At 58.2% G+C, this 17,436-nt stretch carries 17 protein-coding genes; 13 read left to right on the top strand and 4 right to left on the bottom strand.

Annotated elements, in window-relative coordinates; all coding sequences use genetic code 11:
- Positions 1-9: 9 nt before the first annotated feature.
- A complete protein-coding gene (prmA, locus tag GKG36_RS07815) occupies positions 10-924 on the bottom strand; it encodes a 50S ribosomal protein L11 methyltransferase (protein WP_154260079.1) in 915 nt (304 codons plus the stop codon).
- Positions 925-1,380: 456 nt separating this feature from the next.
- On the opposite strand from prmA, the gene GKG36_RS07810 reads away from it, so the two are divergent.
- The 11 genes from GKG36_RS07810 to sstT all read left to right on the top strand — a co-directional run bounded on the left by GKG36_RS07810 (position 1,381) and on the right by sstT (position 12,116).
- Positions 1,381-2,847 (top strand): PTS transporter subunit EIIC, encoded by a 1,467-nt coding sequence (locus GKG36_RS07810; RefSeq protein WP_044953914.1) that lies wholly within the window; start codon positions 1,381-1,383, stop codon positions 2,845-2,847.
- A gap of 164 nt (positions 2,848-3,011) precedes the next feature.
- The gene (locus GKG36_RS07805; RefSeq protein ID WP_120019986.1) at positions 3,012-3,611 is read left to right on the top strand and encodes a GNAT family N-acetyltransferase; all 600 of its coding nucleotides are present in this window, start codon (positions 3,012-3,014) and stop codon (positions 3,609-3,611) included.
- Between the two features lie 122 nt (positions 3,612-3,733).
- The gene (locus tag GKG36_RS07800) at positions 3,734-4,279 is read left to right on the top strand and encodes a twin-arginine translocation signal domain-containing protein (RefSeq protein WP_005943722.1); all 546 of its coding nucleotides are present in this window, start codon (positions 3,734-3,736) and stop codon (positions 4,277-4,279) included.
- Between the two features lie 316 nt (positions 4,280-4,595).
- A complete protein-coding gene (locus GKG36_RS07795) occupies positions 4,596-5,489 on the top strand; it encodes a phosphate ABC transporter substrate-binding protein (RefSeq protein ID WP_082210864.1) in 894 nt (297 codons plus the stop codon).
- Positions 5,490-5,580: 91 nt separating this feature from the next.
- Positions 5,581-6,492 (top strand): phosphate ABC transporter permease subunit PstC, encoded by a 912-nt coding sequence (gene pstC / locus GKG36_RS07790; RefSeq protein ID WP_097774558.1) that lies wholly within the window; start codon positions 5,581-5,583, stop codon positions 6,490-6,492.
- Positions 6,485-7,342 carry a phosphate ABC transporter permease PstA gene (gene pstA, locus GKG36_RS07785; RefSeq protein WP_154260077.1) on the top strand — a complete coding sequence of 286 codons (858 nt, stop codon included), beginning with the start codon at positions 6,485-6,487 and terminating at the stop codon, positions 7,340-7,342. Before pstC ends, pstA begins: the two co-directional genes overlap by 8 nt.
- Before the next feature lie 235 nt (positions 7,343-7,577).
- A complete protein-coding gene (gene pstB / locus GKG36_RS07780; protein WP_005943706.1) occupies positions 7,578-8,345 on the top strand; it encodes a phosphate ABC transporter ATP-binding protein PstB in 768 nt (255 codons plus the stop codon).
- Positions 8,346-8,359: 14 nt separating this feature from the next.
- Positions 8,360-9,028 carry a phosphate signaling complex protein PhoU gene (gene phoU / locus GKG36_RS07775; RefSeq protein ID WP_154260075.1) on the top strand — a complete coding sequence of 223 codons (669 nt, stop codon included), beginning with the start codon at positions 8,360-8,362 and terminating at the stop codon, positions 9,026-9,028.
- A 400-nt stretch (positions 9,029-9,428) separates the two neighbouring features.
- Entirely contained in the window at positions 9,429-9,818 is a 390-nt protein-coding gene (locus tag GKG36_RS07770) for a helix-turn-helix transcriptional regulator (protein WP_118527595.1), read from the top strand.
- Positions 9,819-10,018: 200 nt separating this feature from the next.
- Positions 10,019-10,522 (top strand): GNAT family protein, encoded by a 504-nt coding sequence (locus GKG36_RS07765; RefSeq protein WP_097774563.1) that lies wholly within the window; start codon positions 10,019-10,021, stop codon positions 10,520-10,522.
- Between the two features lie 346 nt (positions 10,523-10,868).
- The gene (gene sstT, locus GKG36_RS07760) at positions 10,869-12,116 is read left to right on the top strand and encodes a serine/threonine transporter SstT (RefSeq protein ID WP_347563029.1); all 1,248 of its coding nucleotides are present in this window, start codon (positions 10,869-10,871) and stop codon (positions 12,114-12,116) included.
- Positions 12,117-12,457: 341 nt separating this feature from the next.
- On the opposite strand, the gene GKG36_RS07755 is transcribed toward sstT, so the two are convergent.
- On the bottom strand, positions 12,458-12,994 hold the full coding sequence (locus tag GKG36_RS07755; protein ID WP_154255740.1) for an ECF transporter S component: 537 nt from the start codon (positions 12,992-12,994) through the stop codon (positions 12,458-12,460).
- A 258-nt stretch (positions 12,995-13,252) separates the two neighbouring features.
- Positions 13,253-14,269, bottom strand: coding sequence for an acyltransferase family protein (locus GKG36_RS07750; protein WP_154260072.1), 1,017 nt, complete (start codon positions 14,267-14,269; stop codon positions 13,253-13,255).
- Positions 14,270-14,596: 327 nt separating this feature from the next.
- Between GKG36_RS07750 and GKG36_RS07745 the strand changes: the two genes are divergently transcribed.
- Together GKG36_RS07745 and GKG36_RS07740 are read left to right on the top strand one after the other, a co-directional pair.
- Positions 14,597-15,448 carry a transketolase gene (locus GKG36_RS07745; RefSeq protein ID WP_154260070.1) on the top strand — a complete coding sequence of 284 codons (852 nt, stop codon included), beginning with the start codon at positions 14,597-14,599 and terminating at the stop codon, positions 15,446-15,448.
- Position 15,449: 1 nt separating this feature from the next.
- Complete coding sequence (locus GKG36_RS07740; RefSeq protein ID WP_005943680.1) at positions 15,450-16,397, top strand: transketolase family protein; 948 nt, start codon at positions 15,450-15,452, stop codon at positions 16,395-16,397.
- 78 nt (positions 16,398-16,475) lie between these two features.
- Here the strand turns inward: GKG36_RS07740 and GKG36_RS07735 are convergent, their stop codons facing one another.
- Entirely contained in the window at positions 16,476-17,366 is an 891-nt protein-coding gene (locus GKG36_RS07735; RefSeq protein WP_154260069.1) for a LysR family transcriptional regulator, read from the bottom strand.
- Between the last annotated feature and the right edge of the window lie 70 nt (positions 17,367-17,436).

The following is a 17,436-nucleotide window of genomic DNA, read 5'->3' as shown; positions in this document are numbered from 1 at the left end:
AAAATCTCCTTACGCTTTCTTGCAGACGATGCACTCCCAGCCGCGCTTTTCCTTGACTTCCACCACGGCAAGGCCGGCCTTTTCCAGCCCGGCGATCACTTCGTCCTTGCGGCTGTCGATGATGCCGCTGGCAATAAAGGTGGCACCCTCCGCCATCAGGCCCGGCACGGCGGGGGCCAGAGACAGGATGGCGTTGGCCACGATGTTGGCGGTGATGATGTCGTATTTGCCGCTGGCCTTATCGGAAAGGTCACCCACCAGCACGGTCAGCTTGTCCTGCACGCCGTTCAACGCGGCGTTCTCGCCTGCGGTGCGCACGGCCACAGGGTCGATGTCCACGCCCTCGGCCACGGCAGCGCCCAGCTTCAGCGCCGCAATGGCAAGGATGCCGCTGCCGGTGCCGATGTCCAGCACCCGCTCGCCGCCGGTCACCCGCTCGTCCAGCGCTTCCATGCACAGGCTGGTGGTCTCGTGGCCGCCGGTGCCGAAGGCAAGGCCCGGGTCAAGGATCAGCTTCACCCGGTCGCTGTCGTACTGCTGCCACGAGGGCACCACCGCCAGCCGTTTGCCGATCTCCAGGGGGTGATAATACTTGCGCCAGCCGTTCTGCCAGTCCTCCTGCTCCACGCCCTCGGTCTCCACGGTGTAGGCGATGTTTGCAGCTTCCATGCGGGCGGCAATGAGGGCCAGCGTCTCCACGGGGGAAGCGCCCGGCTCCAGATACATATGGATGATAACGGTATCGCGGGGCTTGTCCAGCAGCTCCTGCTCGATCAGATCCACATGGGCGATCTCGGCCACCTGCTGCTCGATGTCGCTGTAGTCTTCGATATAGATGCCGCCCTCGGCGATCATGGTGGCAACGGCTTCGGCGTTGTCGGCGTCGGCCTTGGCCACGGTCAGGCGGATATCAGTCCATTCCATAATGCTGTCTCCTTTTATTTTGCATCCTCGCCCTCTCCGTCATTGCTTGCGCAATGCCACCTCCCCCAAAGTGGGAGGCCTTGGCAGTCCATGCAAAGTTTGCGGTTTTGCCAAGGGCTCTCCCTTTGGGAGAGCTGGACGCGAAGCGGCCTGAGAGGGCGCATGTTCTTTATAATAGTATAGTACCCGATTCGGCTGTGGGATGCAAGCCTTTGGGCAAAATGTACGTAAAAAGAAAGGAATTTTCAACACAAAGACGACCCTTGTGCGGAAAACCCAAAAATTATCGACTGAAAAACTGCCAAATGAGGACTTTTGATGCATTTTGATAGAAAAAAGGCGAAAGGGACTTTCTTTTTTTGCGGAAATATGTTACTATTCTATTACGGAATTATGGACGGCCTGCAACCAGAGGCGTCTGTAAACACAAACATTTCTTAAGGAGGAATGTGCTTTATGATGAAGTATCTCCAGAAACTGGGCAAAGCTTTGATGCTTCCCGTCGCGGTCCTGCCGATCTGCGGCATCCTGATGGGTCTTGGTTATGCCCTTGCTCCGGGCGTTATGGGCGTTCCCGGTGCAGCAACCTCCGGCGCAGCTTACACCGTTGGCTTCCTGCTGGTCAAGGCAGGCGGCGCTCTGATCGATAACATGGCATGGCTGTTTGCCATTGGTGCCGCTGTCGGCCTTGCTGACAACGACGGCACCGCAGGTCTGGCCGGTCTGGTCAGCTTCCTGATGATGCAGCAGCTGCTGAACCCCGGTGTGGTCGGCATGGTCCGTCACCTGGAAGAAGGCACTGCTACCTACATCGCCTTCCAGAAGGTCGCCGGCAACTCCTTCATCGGCATTCTGGCCGCTGTTGTGGGCGCTGCCTGCTACAACAAGTTCAAGGATATCCAGCTGCCTGACTGGCTGGCATTCTTCTCCGGCAAGCGCTTCGTTGCAATCGCTACCGGTCTGATCTCCATTCTGGTGTCCGTTGTTCTGCTGTTCGTCTGGCCCGTCATCTTCGACGCTCTGGTCGCAATCGGCAACGGCATCGCTGGCATGGACGGCATCGGCGCCGGCATCTACGCCTTCCTGAACCGTCTGCTCATCCCCACCGGCCTGCACCACGCTCTGAACAACGTGTTCTGGTTCGACACCATCGGTCTGGGCGACCTGAGCCACTTCTGGGCTGGCGAGACCTCTGCTGATGTGGGCTGGAGCCTTGGTATGTACATGTCCGGCTTCTTCCCCTGCATGATGTTCGGTGTCCTGGGCGCTGCTCTGGCTATGGTCAAGACCGCTAAGAACAAGAAGGCTGCCATCGGCCTGGTTCTGTCCGCTGCAATCTGCGCCTTCGTCTGCGGCGTTACCGAGCCCTTCGAGTTCGGCTTCATGTTCCTGTGCTTCCCGCTGTACGTTGTGTACGCTGCTCTGTACGGCATCTTTACCGTCATCACCTACTACTCCGGTTTCCGTGCCGGCTTCTGCTTCTCCGCAGGTGCCACCGACCTGGTGTTCTCCGCTTCCCTGCCCGCAGCTGCCAAGACTTGGATGATCATTCCTCTGGGCATCGCAGCCTTCGTGGTGTTCTACGCAGTGTTCTACTTTGCCATCACCAAGTTCGACCTGAAGACCCCCGGCCGTGAGGACGAGGACGAAGAGGCCGAGAAGAAGGTCGTTCTGGCAAACAACAACTATACCGAAGTCGCTTCCGCTGTTCTGGCTGCTGTCGGCGGCAAGGAGAACGTGAAGGAAGTTGGTTACTGCGCAACCCGTCTGCGCTTTGAGGTCAAGGATAACGCCAAGGTGGACGAGAAGGCTGTCAAGGCCGCTGGTGCTGCCGGTGTCATCCGCCCCAGCAAGAACGCTTGCCAGGTGATCATCGGCACCAAGGTTCAGTTCGTGTACGACGAGCTGAAGAAGATGCTGTAACGCACACAGCATTCTGAACGGAGTTTGTGCGGGAGACTGGTTGCTCCTGCATTCCCATAAAAGCCGCCGGGAGAAGGGCAGAGCCTGCCGCTCCCGGCGGCTTTTTGCGTTCCCGCGCGGAGTGTGCTATACTGGTTCAAAAGGCAGATACGGGAGGAAAAACCATGAGCAAAGTGTACAGCTGGCGGAAACTGAATGAAAAAGAACTGACGCGGGTCTATCTGGACGAAATGCGGCGGGACTTCCCGCCCACGGAGCTCAAGCCCCTGAGCATGATCCTGAACAGCGAAGCGGACGGCACAGCCCACACATGGGGCGTGTTTGACGGCGAAACACTGGCGGCGTACCTGCTCATGGTGCGCCCGGCAGGCAGCAGGGTGAGCCAGCTGGATTACTTTGCCGTGCTGCCGGAATACCGTGCTGCAGGGCTGGGCGCGCAGCTGCTGGCCGACCTGCCGCAGCACGAGCGGGGTGCACAGGCCATCCTCATTGAGGCCGAATGCCCGGATAAGGCAGAGGACGAAGCGATGGCTGTGCGGCGGCTGGGCTTTTATGCCCGGTGCGGCGCGCGGGACACCGGCTTCACCGAGCACCTGTTTGATGCATGGTTCCGCATTCTGGTGCTGGACTGCCCGGGTGCCGGTACCTTTGCGGACCGGCAGGCCGTGGATGCCCTGGTGGACTGCTACCGCCGCACCATCAGCGAGACCGAGTGGCAGAAGTACGTGCAGTTCTACTGCCCGGACGGAACAAAATACTGCTGAGCAGAAGGCGCTCTGTGCAAATTATGTGTACAGAGCGCCCTTTTGCCATATTTTTGTTGACAGACTCCCAAAAAGTGGTACGCTAAAAGCACAGCAAAACGCTTTTAGAGGAGGGCAATATTATGGCAGAAAAAATGACCCGGCGTACCTTTATGAAGAGCGCAGCAGCTGCGGCTGCAGCAATCTCTTTGTCCGGCGTGCTGACCGGCTGCGGCGGCAGCGGTCAGCTGGCAGACGACGAGGTCCAGATCGGACCCTTCACCGTGAAGGTCTTTGGTCTGGATGTGGATCTGGGCACGGAATCCGGCACGGACAAGGGTGCCATCACCGGCAAGGTGAGACTGCGCTATGACGCCGGCGGCGGCAGCTGGCAGGGCGGACAGTACGGCGACATGTTCCAAGCTTCCGTGGGCGAAGCAAAGCTGAAGCAGGTATCCCCCGCCGGGACTTTCTTTGTCTCCGACACGCTGTTGGGTAAGCCCTTTGCCACAGAGGAAAAAGATCTGAGGCTGAACTTCCCCGATGCAGAAATCAAGGAAGCTTACCGGAATGGTCAGCCTGCGGTGCTGAAGATCGTCATCAACGGCATCAGCGAGACGTTGTTCCTTGTCAAGAAGAATGGCGGCTATGCAGCCACCAAGACTCTGCCTTCCCTTACCACGGTTTGACCCGCAGACCCTTTTGCCCCGAGCATTCTTTGAAAGAGTGCCCGGGGCTTTTTGTCGTTCTGCCCAGCGGCGGAAAAGGCCTTTTGGGCAGTTTTTCTCTCCATGTAAAGAAAAGCGGCATATTTTTCTGCCCGGCTTTACCACAAGTTGACACAGCCGCCGGAGTCTGTGCAAAAGCTTTACCTCCATTTTGCGCGTACATGGTCGCAGCGCACACGGCGGTGCGGTACAATAAGGCCGTTCCCAAGGAAAACACAGAGAAACAAGAAAACATCGGCCGGAAATGCATTCCGGCATTTATTGGAGGAAAAGGGTTATGAAAAAGATCACTCGTCGTTCGTTTATCACTGTCTGCGGCGCTGCTGCTGCGGCTATGGCTCTGACCGCCTGCGGCGGCGCAGCCTCTTCCACTGTGGCATCCTCTGCTGCGGAGTCCACCTCTTCTTCTGCCGCTGCTGAGACCGCTGCAGGCACCCTGTCCGGCAATGTGGCTACCGGCGGTTCTACCTCTATGAAGAACGTCATCGCTGCCCTGACCGAGGGCTTTGCCGAGGTGGAGCCGGGTGTCACCGTCAGCTACGACCCCACCGGTTCCGGCGCAGGCATCACCGGTGCTACCGATAAGACGCTGGACATCGGCCTGTCCTCCCGCGCCCTGAAGGACGACGAGAAGAACGACGTGGACGGCACCACCGTGGCTCTGGACGGCATCGCCATCGTTGTCAACAAGGCCAGCAAGGTGGCAGACCTGACCGTGGACCAGCTGAAGCAGATGTTCACCGGCGAGATCACCAACTGGAAGGATGTGGGCGGCGACGACGGCGAGATCGTTCTGGTGGGCCGCGAGGCCGGTTCCGGCACCCGCGATGGCTTTGAGAGCATCGTGGACGTGAAGGACAGCTGCAAGTACGCACAGGAGCTGACCGCTACCGGCGCAGTCATCAGCGCTGTGGAGGCCAATCCTCTGGCTGTCGGCTACGCTTCCCTGTCCGCTGTGGGCGACACCGTTGCCATGGTTACTGTGGAGGGTGTGGAGTGCAGCGAGGACACCGTGAAGGACGGCAGCTACAAGATCCAGCGTCCCTTCGTGTTCGTCACCAACAAGAGCGTGACCCTGTCTGAGCAGGCACAGGCCTTTGTGGACTTTGCCACCAGCAAGGACGCTGCCGACCTCATCCGCACCGCAGGCGCTGTGCCGGTGAACGAGTAACGGTTAGAGGGCAAGGCCGTTCACAAAATACCCCGCCGCGTCGGGCTGCCGTTTCTGCGGGCCGACGCGGCTTTTATAAAGGATTTCAGCTATGAACAAAAAATCCTATCTGAGCCGTGTGCGGCTGCCCCGCACCCCCGCCGAATGGCTGGAAGCGGTGATGAACTTCATCTTCTTCCTGTGCGGTATGCTGGCGGTGGGCTGCGTGGTGCTTATCTCGGTGTACATGGTGATCTCCGGCGTGCCGGCCATCCACAAGATCGGCCTGTTCCAATTCCTGTTCGGCACAAAGTGGGCCTCCACGGCAGCCCAGCCGCTGTTCGGCATCCTGCCGTTCATCCTTTCCAGCATCTACGGCACGCTGGGCGCTGCCATCATCGGTGTGCCCATCGGCCTGCTGACGGCGGTGTTCCTCTCCAAGGCCGCCGACCCAAAGCTGCGCACCGTGGTGGTCACCGCCATCGAGCTGCTGTCCGGCATCCCCAGCGTGGTGTTCGGCCTGCTGGGCATGCAGGTGCTGGTGCCCGCCGTGGCAAAGACCTTCGGCAAGGCTTCCGGTGCCTGCCTGCTGAGCGCTATCGTGGTGCTTTCCATCATGATCTTGCCCAGCATCGTGTCCGTGTCGGTCACGGCACTGAACGCCGTGCCGCCGGAGTATGAGCAGGGCAGTCTGGCACTGGGTGCCACCGACACCGAAACATGGTTCAAGATCAGCATTCCGGCAGCCAAAAGCGGCATTGCCGCAGGCATTGTGCTGGGCATCGGCCGTGCCATCGGCGAGGCCATGGCGGTGATGATGGTGGCAGGCAACAGCCCCAACATGCCGGACAGTCCCTTCCGCAGCGTCACCTTCCTGACCACCGCCATCGCCAAGGAGATGAGCTATGCCGGCGGTCTGCAGCGGCAGGCGCTGTTCAGCATCGCGCTGGTGCTGTTCGTCTTTATCATGATCATCAATGTTGTGCTGAACGTTGTGCTGAAGGGAGGAAGCCGCGATGAATAAGGGCCTTTCGCCTTCCCGTCAGATATGGAACCGGGTCATGACCGCACTGGTCTGGGCCAGCGCCGTGCTGGTGATGGTGCTGGTGGCCGGTATCATCGGCATGGTGCTGGTGCGGGGCATCCCCCACATCAGCTGGAAGTTCCTTTCCACCACCGCCAGTGTGCTGAAAAAGACCGACGGCATCCTGCCTGCCATCCTCAACACACTGTATGTCATTGTACTGACATTACTGATCGTACTGCCGCTGGGCGTGGGCGCGTCGGTCTACCTGACCGAGTATGCCTCCAACCGGCGGCTCATCGAGGTCATCGAGTTCACCAACGAGACGCTGGCGGGCATCCCCAGCATCATCTACGGTCTGGTGGGTATGCTGGTGTTCAGTCAGGCACTGGGCTTCCAGACCTGTCTGCTGTCCGGTTCGCTCACGCTGGTAGTCATGAACCTGCCCACCATCATCCGCACCACGCAGGAATCCCTCAAGACGGTGCCGCAGGGCTACCGTGAGGGTGCCATGGGCTTGGGTGCAGGCAAGTGGCACATCATCCGCACCATCGTGCTGCCCTGCAGCATCGACGGCATCGTGACCGGCTGCATTCTGGCTGTGGGCCGCATCGTGGGCGAAAGTGCCGCCCTGCTTTTCACCGCCGGTGCCGCAGAGGTCATTGCCAAGAGCGTGGCCAAAGCCTACACTTCCAACGGTGCCACCCTGTCGGTGCTGCTGTACCTGCGTGCCTTTGAGGACGGCGATTTTGATTCCGCATGGGGCATCGGCGCGGTGCTGCTGGTGCTGGTGCTGGCCATCAACCTTGCGGCGCGGCTGGCAAAGACTAAGCTGAAACAGAAACAGTAAAATAACTCCTTCCGTCATCGCTGCGCGATGCCACTGCTCCCCTTTTTGTCACTTGCGTGACATCTGCTCCTCTCTTTGTCACCTGCGGTGACATTTCTCCCCGGCGCGGGGAGAATCTGTCCCGGCCGGGGGAAGTCTTTCTCATGGAGGGAGGCTTATCGGGAAGATAAAGCTTTGCGGCAGAACAAAAGGCTCCCTCACTGAGGGAGTTTTAAATTTAACAATGAGGTACTCTATGGAAAACACGAATGTGCCGGTGATATCGGCAAAAGACCTGAACCTCTGGTACGGCGACTTCAAGGCGCTGAAAGGCATCTCGCTGGACGTGGGCGAGCGGGAGATCACTGCTCTCATCGGCCCTTCCGGCTGCGGCAAGTCCACCTTTTTAAAGACCCTCAACCGCATGAACGACCTTGTGCCGAATGTGCGCATCGAGGGCGATGTGCGGCTCAAGGGCGAGGACATTTTTGCCCGGGAAATGCAGCTTACCGACCTGCGCCGCCGGGTGGGCATGGTGTTCCAGAAGGCCAATCCTTTCCCCATGAGCATTTACGACAATATCACCTACGGCCCCAAGCTGCACGGCGTGCGCAATAAGGCTGAGCTGGACGAGCTGGTGGAAAGCAGCCTGCGGGGCGCGGCCCTGTGGGATGAAGTGAAGGACCGCCTGAAAAAGAGCGCGCTGGGCCTTTCCGGCGGCCAGCAGCAGCGTCTGTGCATCGCACGCGCACTGGCGGTGAAGCCCGAAGTGCTGCTGATGGACGAGCCAACCAGCGCACTGGACCCCGGTTCTACCATGAAGGTGGAGGAGCTGATGAGTGAGCTGAAGAAGAACTACACGGTGGTCATCGTTACCCACAACATGCAGCAGGCGGCCCGTATCAGCGACCGCACCGCCTTCTTCCTGCTGGGCGAGCTGGTGGAAGTGGGCCCCACGGCGCAGATCTTCAGCGCACCGCAGGATAAACGCACCGAGGACTACATTTCCGGTCGGTTCGGTTAAAGGAGGAAACAGCTATGAGTATCCGTAAACAGTACGACACCGATCTGGAATCGCTGAAAAATTCGCTGACCGAAATGGGCCGCAACTCTGCCGATGCCGTGGAGAACGCTCTGGAAGCGCTCTGCGTTGCTGATGCCGATGCAGCTGCGGCCATCGTGAAGGGGGATGCCCGCATCAACAATATGGAGCGGGATATCGAGCACCGCTGCATGACGTTGCTGCTGCGTCAGCAGCCGGTGGCAGGCGATCTGCGCCGCATCTCCACTGCCATGAAGGTGGTCACGGATATTGAGCGCATCGGCGACCATGCCGCCGACATCGCCGAGATCATCCCCCACCTTGTCACCGTCCGCAAAGAGGGCGACCCGGCGGTAAGTCAGGCCATTGCCATGGGCAAAAAGGCCCACCAGATGATCCTGGATGCCCTCGATGCCCTGACGGCAGAGAACGAAAATGCCGCCCGCAGGGTGATCGCCGCAGACGACGAGGTGGATTACGACTTCAATGCCATCAAGCATCAGCTGGCGCAGGAGATCGCCGAAGACCCCGGCAAGGTGGACGCAGCGCTGGACCTGCTGATGGTCATTAAGTATCTGGAGCGCATCGGCGACCACGCCGTGAATGTGGCCGAGTGGGTGCAGTTCGTGCGCACCGGCCGCTATAAGGACGAGAGCATGTTCTGAGCATTTCCCTTCCTCATTTTTGAGGGTTCGTGTTTTCTTTATTTCTCCTAAAAAAGGCCGTTTCTGCCCGGTGCGGAAGCGGTCTTTTTCTGTAAGACGAAAACCCTCTCAGGCTCACTGCGTTCGCCAGCTCCCCCGAAGGGGGAGCTTTTAAGCATCTACCGGTTCGTGCCGATAAAGCTCCCCCTTCGGGGGAGCTGGCACGCCGTTAGGCGTGACTGAGAGGGGTCTGACTCCTACAACGAAAATTGACTAAAAATTTTTTAGCTTTCTGCAATATTCCGGCAGGCCGGTTCGTATCAGAAGTGTAAGGGCCGGCAAAGGGCCTGCGATCTCTGTGCGGCGGGTGTCCGGCTTCCCCCAGTCCCCGCCCGCCGCACCTTTATGGAGGAAGATCAAAATGACACAGATGAAGCATTTTCCGCTGGAAGCACGCAGCGAGACGGTCAGCCGCGAAGCACTGGTGCAGGCGGCACTCAAAGAGATCACCCAGAATTACCGCGAAGCAAGCCTTTCCAACGTGGCACGGGAGTACGGCGTTTCGCTGGCATATGTCAGCGAGTGCGTGCGTGCCCAGACCGGACGCACCTATAAGGAATTGCTGCAAAAGCACCGTATGGAGACCGCTGCCCGCCTGCTGCGCCGCAGCGACATGAACATCCAGCAGATCATTTCTCTGGTGGGCTACGAGAACACCAGCTATTTCTACCGCCTGTTCCACGAGCGGTATGGTCTCAGCCCGCGGGAATACCGGCTGGTGCGCACCGGCCATGGCCGCGCCAGCGCATAAGGTACTTGCTTTAAAAGCAGGGACTGCTGCACATCGTTTTAGCCGAAAGTGCAGCAGCCCCTGCTTTTTGCCGTTTTGGAGCATTTTAAGGTACTTTGGTGCGGGAACTGGATTTTTATGGTAATTTGTAGTACAATAAGAACAATTCTCAAAGTGCTGTGCCGGACCGAGCGCAGCGCAGAAAAGACGAGGTGGAATGAATGTTTCGTGGAGCAGTGAGAGGGGATCTGCCCCAGATCCTGAAGATCTATGCCCATGCACGTGCAGTCATGAAGGCATCTGGCAACCCGACCCAGTGGGGGGATAATTTCCCGCCGCAGGAACTGCTGGAGGAGGATATCGACTCGAACCGGTTGTTCCTCTATGTGGTCAACGGCCAGATCGAGGCCGTATTTGCATTTATTCTGGGGGCGGACCCCACCTACGCCGCCATTGAGGACGGCCAGTGGCTGGACGATACCCTGCCCTATGGCACGGTGCACCGTCTGGCATCGGCCGGAAAGCACAAGGGCGTGGCATCGGCAGTGCTGGACTGGAGCATGGAGCACTGCCAGAGCCTGCGTGCCGACACCCACGCCGACAACAAGATCATGCAGCATCTGCTGGAAAAGAACGGCTTTACCCGCTGCGGCATCATCCATGTGGCAGACGGCTCGCCCCGCTTTGCCTACCAGAAGCTTGCCCCCACCCAGCCGCTGGGTTGAAACAGAATACACCCCCAAAGAGCCCCGGTCTGCGGATGCAGAGCCTGCCATGCAGGACTGCGCACGCAGGCTTTTTTGTTTGCCCCCGCTCGCTCCGCCCTGCGCCGCTCGACGGTGACGGAGAGAACGAAGCCGCGAACGGTTAAATCTGTCCTTGCTGCAAATACAGATCGGCGGAAAACCCCCATGGGCACCGACCTGAATGCAAATTTGTGAACGAAAAATGTCTGAAAACGCTTTCATTTCTCTGCCGTATGTGCTATAATAACACCCGTCCTTGTGTAAGAGACAGGAAGCTGTACGCCATTGGCGTACAATAGGAAAGAGGAGTGTCTATATGAAAACGTTGAATAAGGCAGTTGCCCGTTACAACGGCATCAGCCTGATCGTTCGCATTCTGATCGGCCTGATCATTGGTGCGGTGCTGGCTCTGGTGGCCCCCGGTGCAGGCTGGGTGGGTGAACTGGGCAGCCTGTTCGTTGGCGCACTGAAGGGCATCGCCCCGGTGCTGGTGTTCGTGATTGTGGCAAGTGCTCTGGCACAGGGCTCTTCCAAGCTGGACCGCCGCTTCGGCACGGTCATCTGGCTGTACATGCTCACCACCTTTCTGGCTGCGGCCATCGCAGTGGTGACCAGCTTTATGTTCCCGGTCACGGTCGTGCTGGCAGACGCTGCCCAGTCGGACGTGGTGCCGCAGGGTCTGGGCGAAGTGATGGGCACTCTGCTCACCAACTTTGTGGCAAACCCCGTCAGTGCCATCATGAGCGGCAACTACATCGGCATCCTGTTCTGGGCCTGCATGTTCGGCGTGGCCATGAAGAAGATCGGCTCTGACACCACCAAGACCTTTATGGCAAACACCGCCGATGCGGTCTCCCAGATCGTGCGCTGGATCATCAATCTGGCACCCTTCGGCATCATGGGTCTGGTCTACACCAATGTTTCCGGCAACGGCCTTGCCATCTTTACCCAGTACGGCAAGCTGCTGGCTCTGCTGGTGGGCACCATGCTGTTCATGGCCCTCATCGTCTCCCCCTTCATCATGTTTATCTATCTGGGCTGCAACCCCTATCCGCTGGTGTTCCGCTGCCTGCGTGAGTCCGGCCTGACCGCCTTCTTCACCCGCAGCTCCGCCGCCAACATCCCCGTGAACATGGCCCTGTGCGAAAAGCTGGGTCTGGACAAGGATATGTACTCCGTCTCCATCCCGCTGGGTGCCACCATCAACATGGACGGTGCCGCCATCACCATCACCATCATGACGCTGGCCGCTGCTAACACCTTGGGCATTCAGGTGTCTCTGCCTGCAGCCATCGTGCTGAGCGCTATGAGCGCTCTGGGTGCCTGCGGTGCTTCCGGCGTGGCCGGCGGTTCCCTGCTGCTGATCCCCATGGCCTGCTCCCTGTTCGGCATCTCCAACGATGTCGCCATGCAGATGGTGGGTGTCGGCTTCATCATCGGCGTGGTGCAGGACTCTGTTGAGACTGCCCTGAACTCTGCCGGTGACGTGGAGTTCGCTGCCACTGCAGAGTATCATCAGTGGAGCAAGCAGGGCAAGCCCCTGCCGGAGTTTTTAACTGGTAAGAAGAACTGAAAAATTTAAAAATATAGAAAAGGGCTGTTGCCAAACTCCTTCCGACATCGCTTACGCGATGCCACCTCCCTCAATGAGGGAGGCTTCACAGCTTACCGTCATGTCAGGCTCCCTCCGTGAGGGAGCTGGCGCGGCGAAGCCGTGACTGAGGGAGTTCTTGGCAACAGCCCCTTCGCTTTTTACAGGAAAAGATGTAACGGGCAGCAGGGCGTTTTCATTACGGCCCCTCCCGTGAAAAAACAGAAGAGCAGCGGCCGCAGCCGCTGCTCTTCTGTAATAATAAAAATAAAATTTCCGCTGTTTATGCCCAGAGCAAAGCGGAGGGCAGCCTAAATAGTAAGTCAATCCATAAACTTTGCCTTCTGCAGAGCAATCAGAATCAGCGGGATGAGCACCAGCTGAGCCACGATGCCCGGCACGGCGGTGAGCAGCGCACCGGATAAAAACGCGCTGAACGGGAAGCTGGAACCGGTCAGGCCGGCCAGCACAAAGCGTACTGCACCCCAGACCAAACGGCCTGCCACCATGGCGGTGACGAGAGAAGCGTACATCATGGGCACGGTGTGCTTCACCTTGTGCCAGAGCACGCCGGACACAAGGCCGTAGGCGGCCAGCTCAAAGGCCATGGCAATGGCGATGGGGAACATGGGCGGCATGCCGAACAGCACCGACCGCACCAGCGGAGCAATGAAGCCCACGGCAAGGCCCCATGGGCCGCCCAGCACAAAGCCGCACAGCAGAATGGGAAAGTGCATCGGGCACAGCATGTTGCCCACCTGCGGCACATGGCCGGTGATCATGGGCAGCACAAAGGCCAGTGCAAGGAACAGTGCAGCCAGCACGAGGCTGCGGGTGGTGGAATGGGGGTTCGTTTTCATAAAAAGCTTCCTCCTTTGGCCAGACAAAAAAGAGGTCTGCCCGGCTTACAAGCCAACGGCAGACCCCTTCGTGGTGTCTATAGCAGCAAAAATAAGATGGCAGAACGCAAAGGCCCCCTGTGGGCTTTGCGCTGCACCGCTGCGTAAGCGCAGCGGTGGATAAAATGCTCCATCAGGATGGAGAACACGGGCTTCTGTCCGCACACCCGGCTTCGTACCGGAATCTGTGAAAATTATAGCAGACTTGGCTGGTGCACGTCAAGCTACAATGCTGGTTTTGTCCATCTGTGCCCGAATCCATGCGAAAAGGTGATTGGCTATAAAAAGGAACAGGACAGCAAATAACAACATGGCCGGGATAAAGAGCAGCGTTTGTACAGTGTCTGAAAAACGTGCAAGAAACGGCATGTTATGATAGGTGGGGAAGATCACCGCAGCTTGATTCAGATAGATGGCAAGAGAAAGTTTTTCGCCGCAGGCGAAAAATTTGTGGTTGAACAAAGCAGGGATGCCTTTTCCGGAAAGACAAAAAGCAAGAAAAACGATAAACAGCAGGTGTGCGGCATAGCTGTCGCGGGCAAGCCAGAACAGTACAATGAGCAGCGCAGAAAGCAGAAAAGCAGCACAGTCAGAAAGCTTTGTTCGGATAAATTCAGAAAGTGCAAGAAGAGGACGATGAACCATCATGCCAAGGCAGAGCGCACCGAAAACGCGAATAAGAGGGCCGGAAAGGAAGTTGCCTACCCCACCCCAATACTCCACAGTGTGGGTGCCAAATGCATTGGAAAAGTAAGTGAAAGAGCAAATCGCGGTGAGCGGACAGATCACATTCAGGGTGATTTGATCATCCTTTGTCATAAGTGCAAACAGGATGTGAGAGGCAACGATCAGAGTGGACAACTGCCAAAGCGGATAATTGATGCCGCCAGAAAACACGCCGATGCTCTGTACAAGCAGGACTTCTGGAACTGCATTAGCAAAATCAGAGAGGAAACGGATGGGATGAAGCAGATCGGCAGACTTGAAAGAAATAAAAAGGATGAGAAAGGCCAGCAGATAATAAGGGTAGATCCGCTTTAAGCGGCTGGCGGTGTAAGAAAGTGCATCGCCGTGATATTTACCGCTGTAAAAACTATTGACGAGAAAAAAGCCGGAGAGAATAAAAAACAGCTCAACGATCAAGTCGCTTGAAAGGACAGAACCTTTGAAGTGTCCGCACGCAATTGAGAGGGCAAAAAGAATTTTAAGGAAGTCGATGCTATAATTTCGTTCCATGATATCCTCCAGTGAAAATAAAAGGCAGCGTAAAACGGCTTTTAAAATATTGTACAGCACCTGATCGTTTAATGTCAATCAAGACAGCAGAAAGAAAAAAGGGCGGTCAAGGGGCTGCATGTTCCTGCAATTTAACCAAAAAGCGGCAAATTTCCATGCATATTTCCCCGCGTGTGTACATTTTGCATGAAGAAGCTTGACCTTTTTGCATAGAATAGCTAATATAAACTTGAAAAAGAGCGCGCTGCGGGCAGCAGGACTGCACCGGCGCTGACGAAAGGCTTTTTTGAACATGTGCAAATCTGAGGTTCATACGGGAGGACCATCATGACAAATGCAGAAAAACTTACTCTGGCCAAGCACGCCTGCCACATCCGCATGGGCGTGATCGAGGGCACGCACAGCGCAAAGTGCGGCCATCCGGGCGGCAGTCTGGATATCGCCGAGCTGCTGAGCTACCTCTATTTCGTGGAAATGAACATTGACCCGAAGGACCCCAAGATGGCCGACCGCGACCGTCTGGTGCTGTCCAAGGGCCATGCTGCACCGGCACTGTATGCAGCGCTGGCAGAGCGCGGCTATTTCCCGGTGGAAGACCTCAAGACCCTGCGTAAGATCGGCAGCTATCTACAGGGCCACCCCAACATGAACGAGACCCCGGGTGTGGATATGTCCACCGGCAGTCTGGGTCAGGGCGTGTCTGCCGCCTGCGGCATGGCACTGGGTGCCAAGCACGCCGGTAAGCCCATCAACGTCTACACCATCCTGGGCGACGGCGAGGTGGAAGAGGGCGAGTGCTGGGAAGCCTTCATGTTTGCCGCACACTACGGCCTTTCCAACCTGTGCGTTGTGCTGGACCGCAACCACCTGCAGATCGACGGCACCACCGAGACCGTGATGAACAGCGCCCCGCTGGAAGAGAAGCTGAAGGCCTTCAACTTCAATGTTGTCACCATCGACGGCCACGACTACGACCAGATCGAAGCCGCCATGCAGGCATTCCATGCAGAGACTGCAAAGCCCACCTGCATCATCATGGACACCACAAAGGGCAAGGGCGTTTCCTATATGACCAACTCTGTGGACTGGCACGGCAAGGGCCCCAACGATGACGAGTACAAGATCGCAATTGAGGAACTGAACGCCGCATACGCCGCGCTGGAGCAGGAGGAAAACTAAGATGGCAGATGTGAAGAAGATTGCTACCCGTGAAAGCTACGGCAACACCCTGAAGGAGCTGGCCGCAGAGGGCCACGAGGATCTGGTGGTGCTGGACGCAGACCTTGCCGCTGCCACCAAGACCGGCATGTTCCGCAAGGCTTACCCGGATCGTCACTTTGACTGCGGCATTGCCGAGGGCAACATGATGGGCGTGGCCGCGGGCCTGTCCACCATGGGCTACGTGCCCTTTGTTTCCAGCTTTGCCATGTTCGCCGCCGGCCGTGCCTTCGAGCAGGTGCGCAACTCCATTGGCTATCCCCACCTGAACGTGAAGATCGGTGCCACCCACGGCGGCATCTCGGTGGGCGAGGACGGCGCTTCCCATCAGTGCTGCGAGGACTTTGCCCTCATGCGCAGCATCCCCGGCATGACCGTGATCTGCCCCGCCGACGATGTGGAGGCCCGCGCCGCTGTGCGTGCTGCCTACGCAATGGAAGGCCCCGTCTATCTGCGCTTTGGCCGTTTGGCTGTGCCTGTGTTCCACGATGCCGAGAACTATCACTTTGAGATCGGCAAGGGTGAGCAGATCACTGAGGGCAGCGACATTGCCATCATCGCCACCGGCCTGATGGTCAACGAAGCCCGTATGGCTGCGGAGCAGCTGGCCGCTGAGGGCATCCACGCCCGGGTCATCAACATCCACACCATCAAGCCTCTGGACGAGGAGATCGTCCTCAAGGCTGCAAAGGAGTGCGGCAAGGTCATCACCGCCGAGGAGCACAATGTCATCGGCGGTCTGGGCGAGGCCGTCTGCGCCGTGCTGAGCGAGAAGCTGCCCACCCCTGTGCGCCGCGTAGGCGTGCAGGACGTGTTCGGCTGCTCCGGCCCGGCATGGGATCTGCTGAAGTTCTACGGTCTGGATGCTGCCACCATCTGCAAGACTGCCCACGAAATGCTGGGCAAATAAAGCTGTCCGGAATATTATAAGAGCTGAAGGGCTGCTGCACGTTCGTTCAAAAGGATGTGCAGCAGCCCCTTTTTGCGTTCATTCTTCGCCCAGCAGCTTTGCGCGGCTGGCGTATACAGCGGTGAATACCTCCCGCAGCCGTTGGATCTCGGGACGCGGGTCGTCCCGCAGGGTCAGCAGACAGGTGTCCGGCAACGGCAGCTGCAGCGGCAGATACCATGCAGCCGGAAAGGCCGGGTATTTCATCGGACACAAAAACATGCCGCGCCCAGCAAGCAGATCGTTGTAAACACACTCGTAGTTTTCCACCATGTGCCAGCTTGGTGCGGAAAACGGCAGGCCGGGCTGAACAACGGCAAGATCCACCATTTCCTGATACAGCGGCTCATAAAACAGCTGCTGCCCGGCAAGATCGGCCAGCGCCAGAGTGCTGCGCCCTGTGAGCGGGTGCTCCGGCGATACGATCAGGTAAAAGGTGTTGTGCAGGATGGGGGTGCGCTCGATCTCCGGCTGCAGCGGCCCAAAGGGCAGATAGAGGGCTGCGTCTGCCTCGCTGCAGAGCATTTCGTGGGGGTTGCGTGACACGGGCCGAGTGTCCACAGCAAACTCATATCCCGGCAGCGCGGCGTGCAGCCGTGCCATCAGGATGGGATAAATGGGATCCCGCTGCAGCAGCACCGGCGGCAGGCGCAGGGTCAGTGTGCGCCGCCGGGCAAAGCCCTTCAGCGCGGTGCGGGCGTTCAGGATGCTGCGATAGATCCCCTCCGCCTGCGGCACAAAGGCCCGGCCTGCTTCGGTCAGCGCCACGCGAGTGGTGCTGCGCTCAAACAGGGCCAGATCAAGCTCCTTTTCCAGACTGCGGATCTGGTAGCTGAGGGCTGGCTGGGTGCAGTACAGCTCCCGGGCGGCTGTGGTGAAATTCAGGGTCCGGCTCACGGTGAGAAAACACAGCAGCTGGTGGTCGTTCATCCGAAAAAAGCTCCTTTCTGTGCAGGGGAAGATCCGTCTGCTCTCAGTATAGCATGGCGGGAGACGGTTA

The organism is Faecalibacterium sp. BIOML-A1, assembly GCF_009679715.1.
GTDB classification, from domain to species: Bacteria; Bacillota; Clostridia; order Oscillospirales; family Ruminococcaceae; genus Faecalibacterium; species Faecalibacterium taiwanense.
Note: the sequence above shows the minus strand (reverse complement) of the source record. Positions and strands in the feature narration are given on the sequence as shown.

Excerpts from the sequence above, each read along its gene's own strand:
- GKG36_RS07740 (WP_005943680.1), top strand. The coding sequence starts at position 15,450 with ATGGCAGATGTGAAGAAGATTGCTACCCGTGAAAGCTACGGCAACACC.
- GKG36_RS07735 (WP_154260069.1), bottom strand. The coding sequence starts at position 17,366 with ATGAACGACCACCAGCTGCTGTGTTTTCTCACCGTGAGCCGGACCCTG.
- GKG36_RS07800 (WP_005943722.1), top strand. The coding sequence starts at position 3,734 with ATGGCAGAAAAAATGACCCGGCGTACCTTTATGAAGAGCGCAGCAGCT.
- GKG36_RS07755 (WP_154255740.1), bottom strand. The coding sequence starts at position 12,994 with ATGAAAACGAACCCCCATTCCACCACCCGCAGCCTCGTGCTGGCTGCA.
- GKG36_RS07795 (WP_082210864.1), top strand. The coding sequence starts at position 4,596 with ATGAAAAAGATCACTCGTCGTTCGTTTATCACTGTCTGCGGCGCTGCT.
- pstC (WP_097774558.1), top strand. The coding sequence starts at position 5,581 with ATGAACAAAAAATCCTATCTGAGCCGTGTGCGGCTGCCCCGCACCCCC.
- GKG36_RS07745 (WP_154260070.1), top strand. The coding sequence starts at position 14,597 with ATGACAAATGCAGAAAAACTTACTCTGGCCAAGCACGCCTGCCACATC.
- prmA (WP_154260079.1), bottom strand. The coding sequence starts at position 924 with ATGGAATGGACTGATATCCGCCTGACCGTGGCCAAGGCCGACGCCGAC.
- GKG36_RS07765 (WP_097774563.1), top strand. The coding sequence starts at position 10,019 with ATGTTTCGTGGAGCAGTGAGAGGGGATCTGCCCCAGATCCTGAAGATC.
- pstA (WP_154260077.1), top strand. The coding sequence starts at position 6,485 with ATGAATAAGGGCCTTTCGCCTTCCCGTCAGATATGGAACCGGGTCATG.
- GKG36_RS07805 (WP_120019986.1), top strand. The coding sequence starts at position 3,012 with ATGAGCAAAGTGTACAGCTGGCGGAAACTGAATGAAAAAGAACTGACG.
- pstB (WP_005943706.1), top strand. The coding sequence starts at position 7,578 with ATGGAAAACACGAATGTGCCGGTGATATCGGCAAAAGACCTGAACCTC.
- GKG36_RS07750 (WP_154260072.1), bottom strand. The coding sequence starts at position 14,269 with ATGGAACGAAATTATAGCATCGACTTCCTTAAAATTCTTTTTGCCCTC.
- phoU (WP_154260075.1), top strand. The coding sequence starts at position 8,360 with ATGAGTATCCGTAAACAGTACGACACCGATCTGGAATCGCTGAAAAAT.
- GKG36_RS07810 (WP_044953914.1), top strand. The coding sequence starts at position 1,381 with ATGATGAAGTATCTCCAGAAACTGGGCAAAGCTTTGATGCTTCCCGTC.
- GKG36_RS07770 (WP_118527595.1), top strand. The coding sequence starts at position 9,429 with ATGACACAGATGAAGCATTTTCCGCTGGAAGCACGCAGCGAGACGGTC.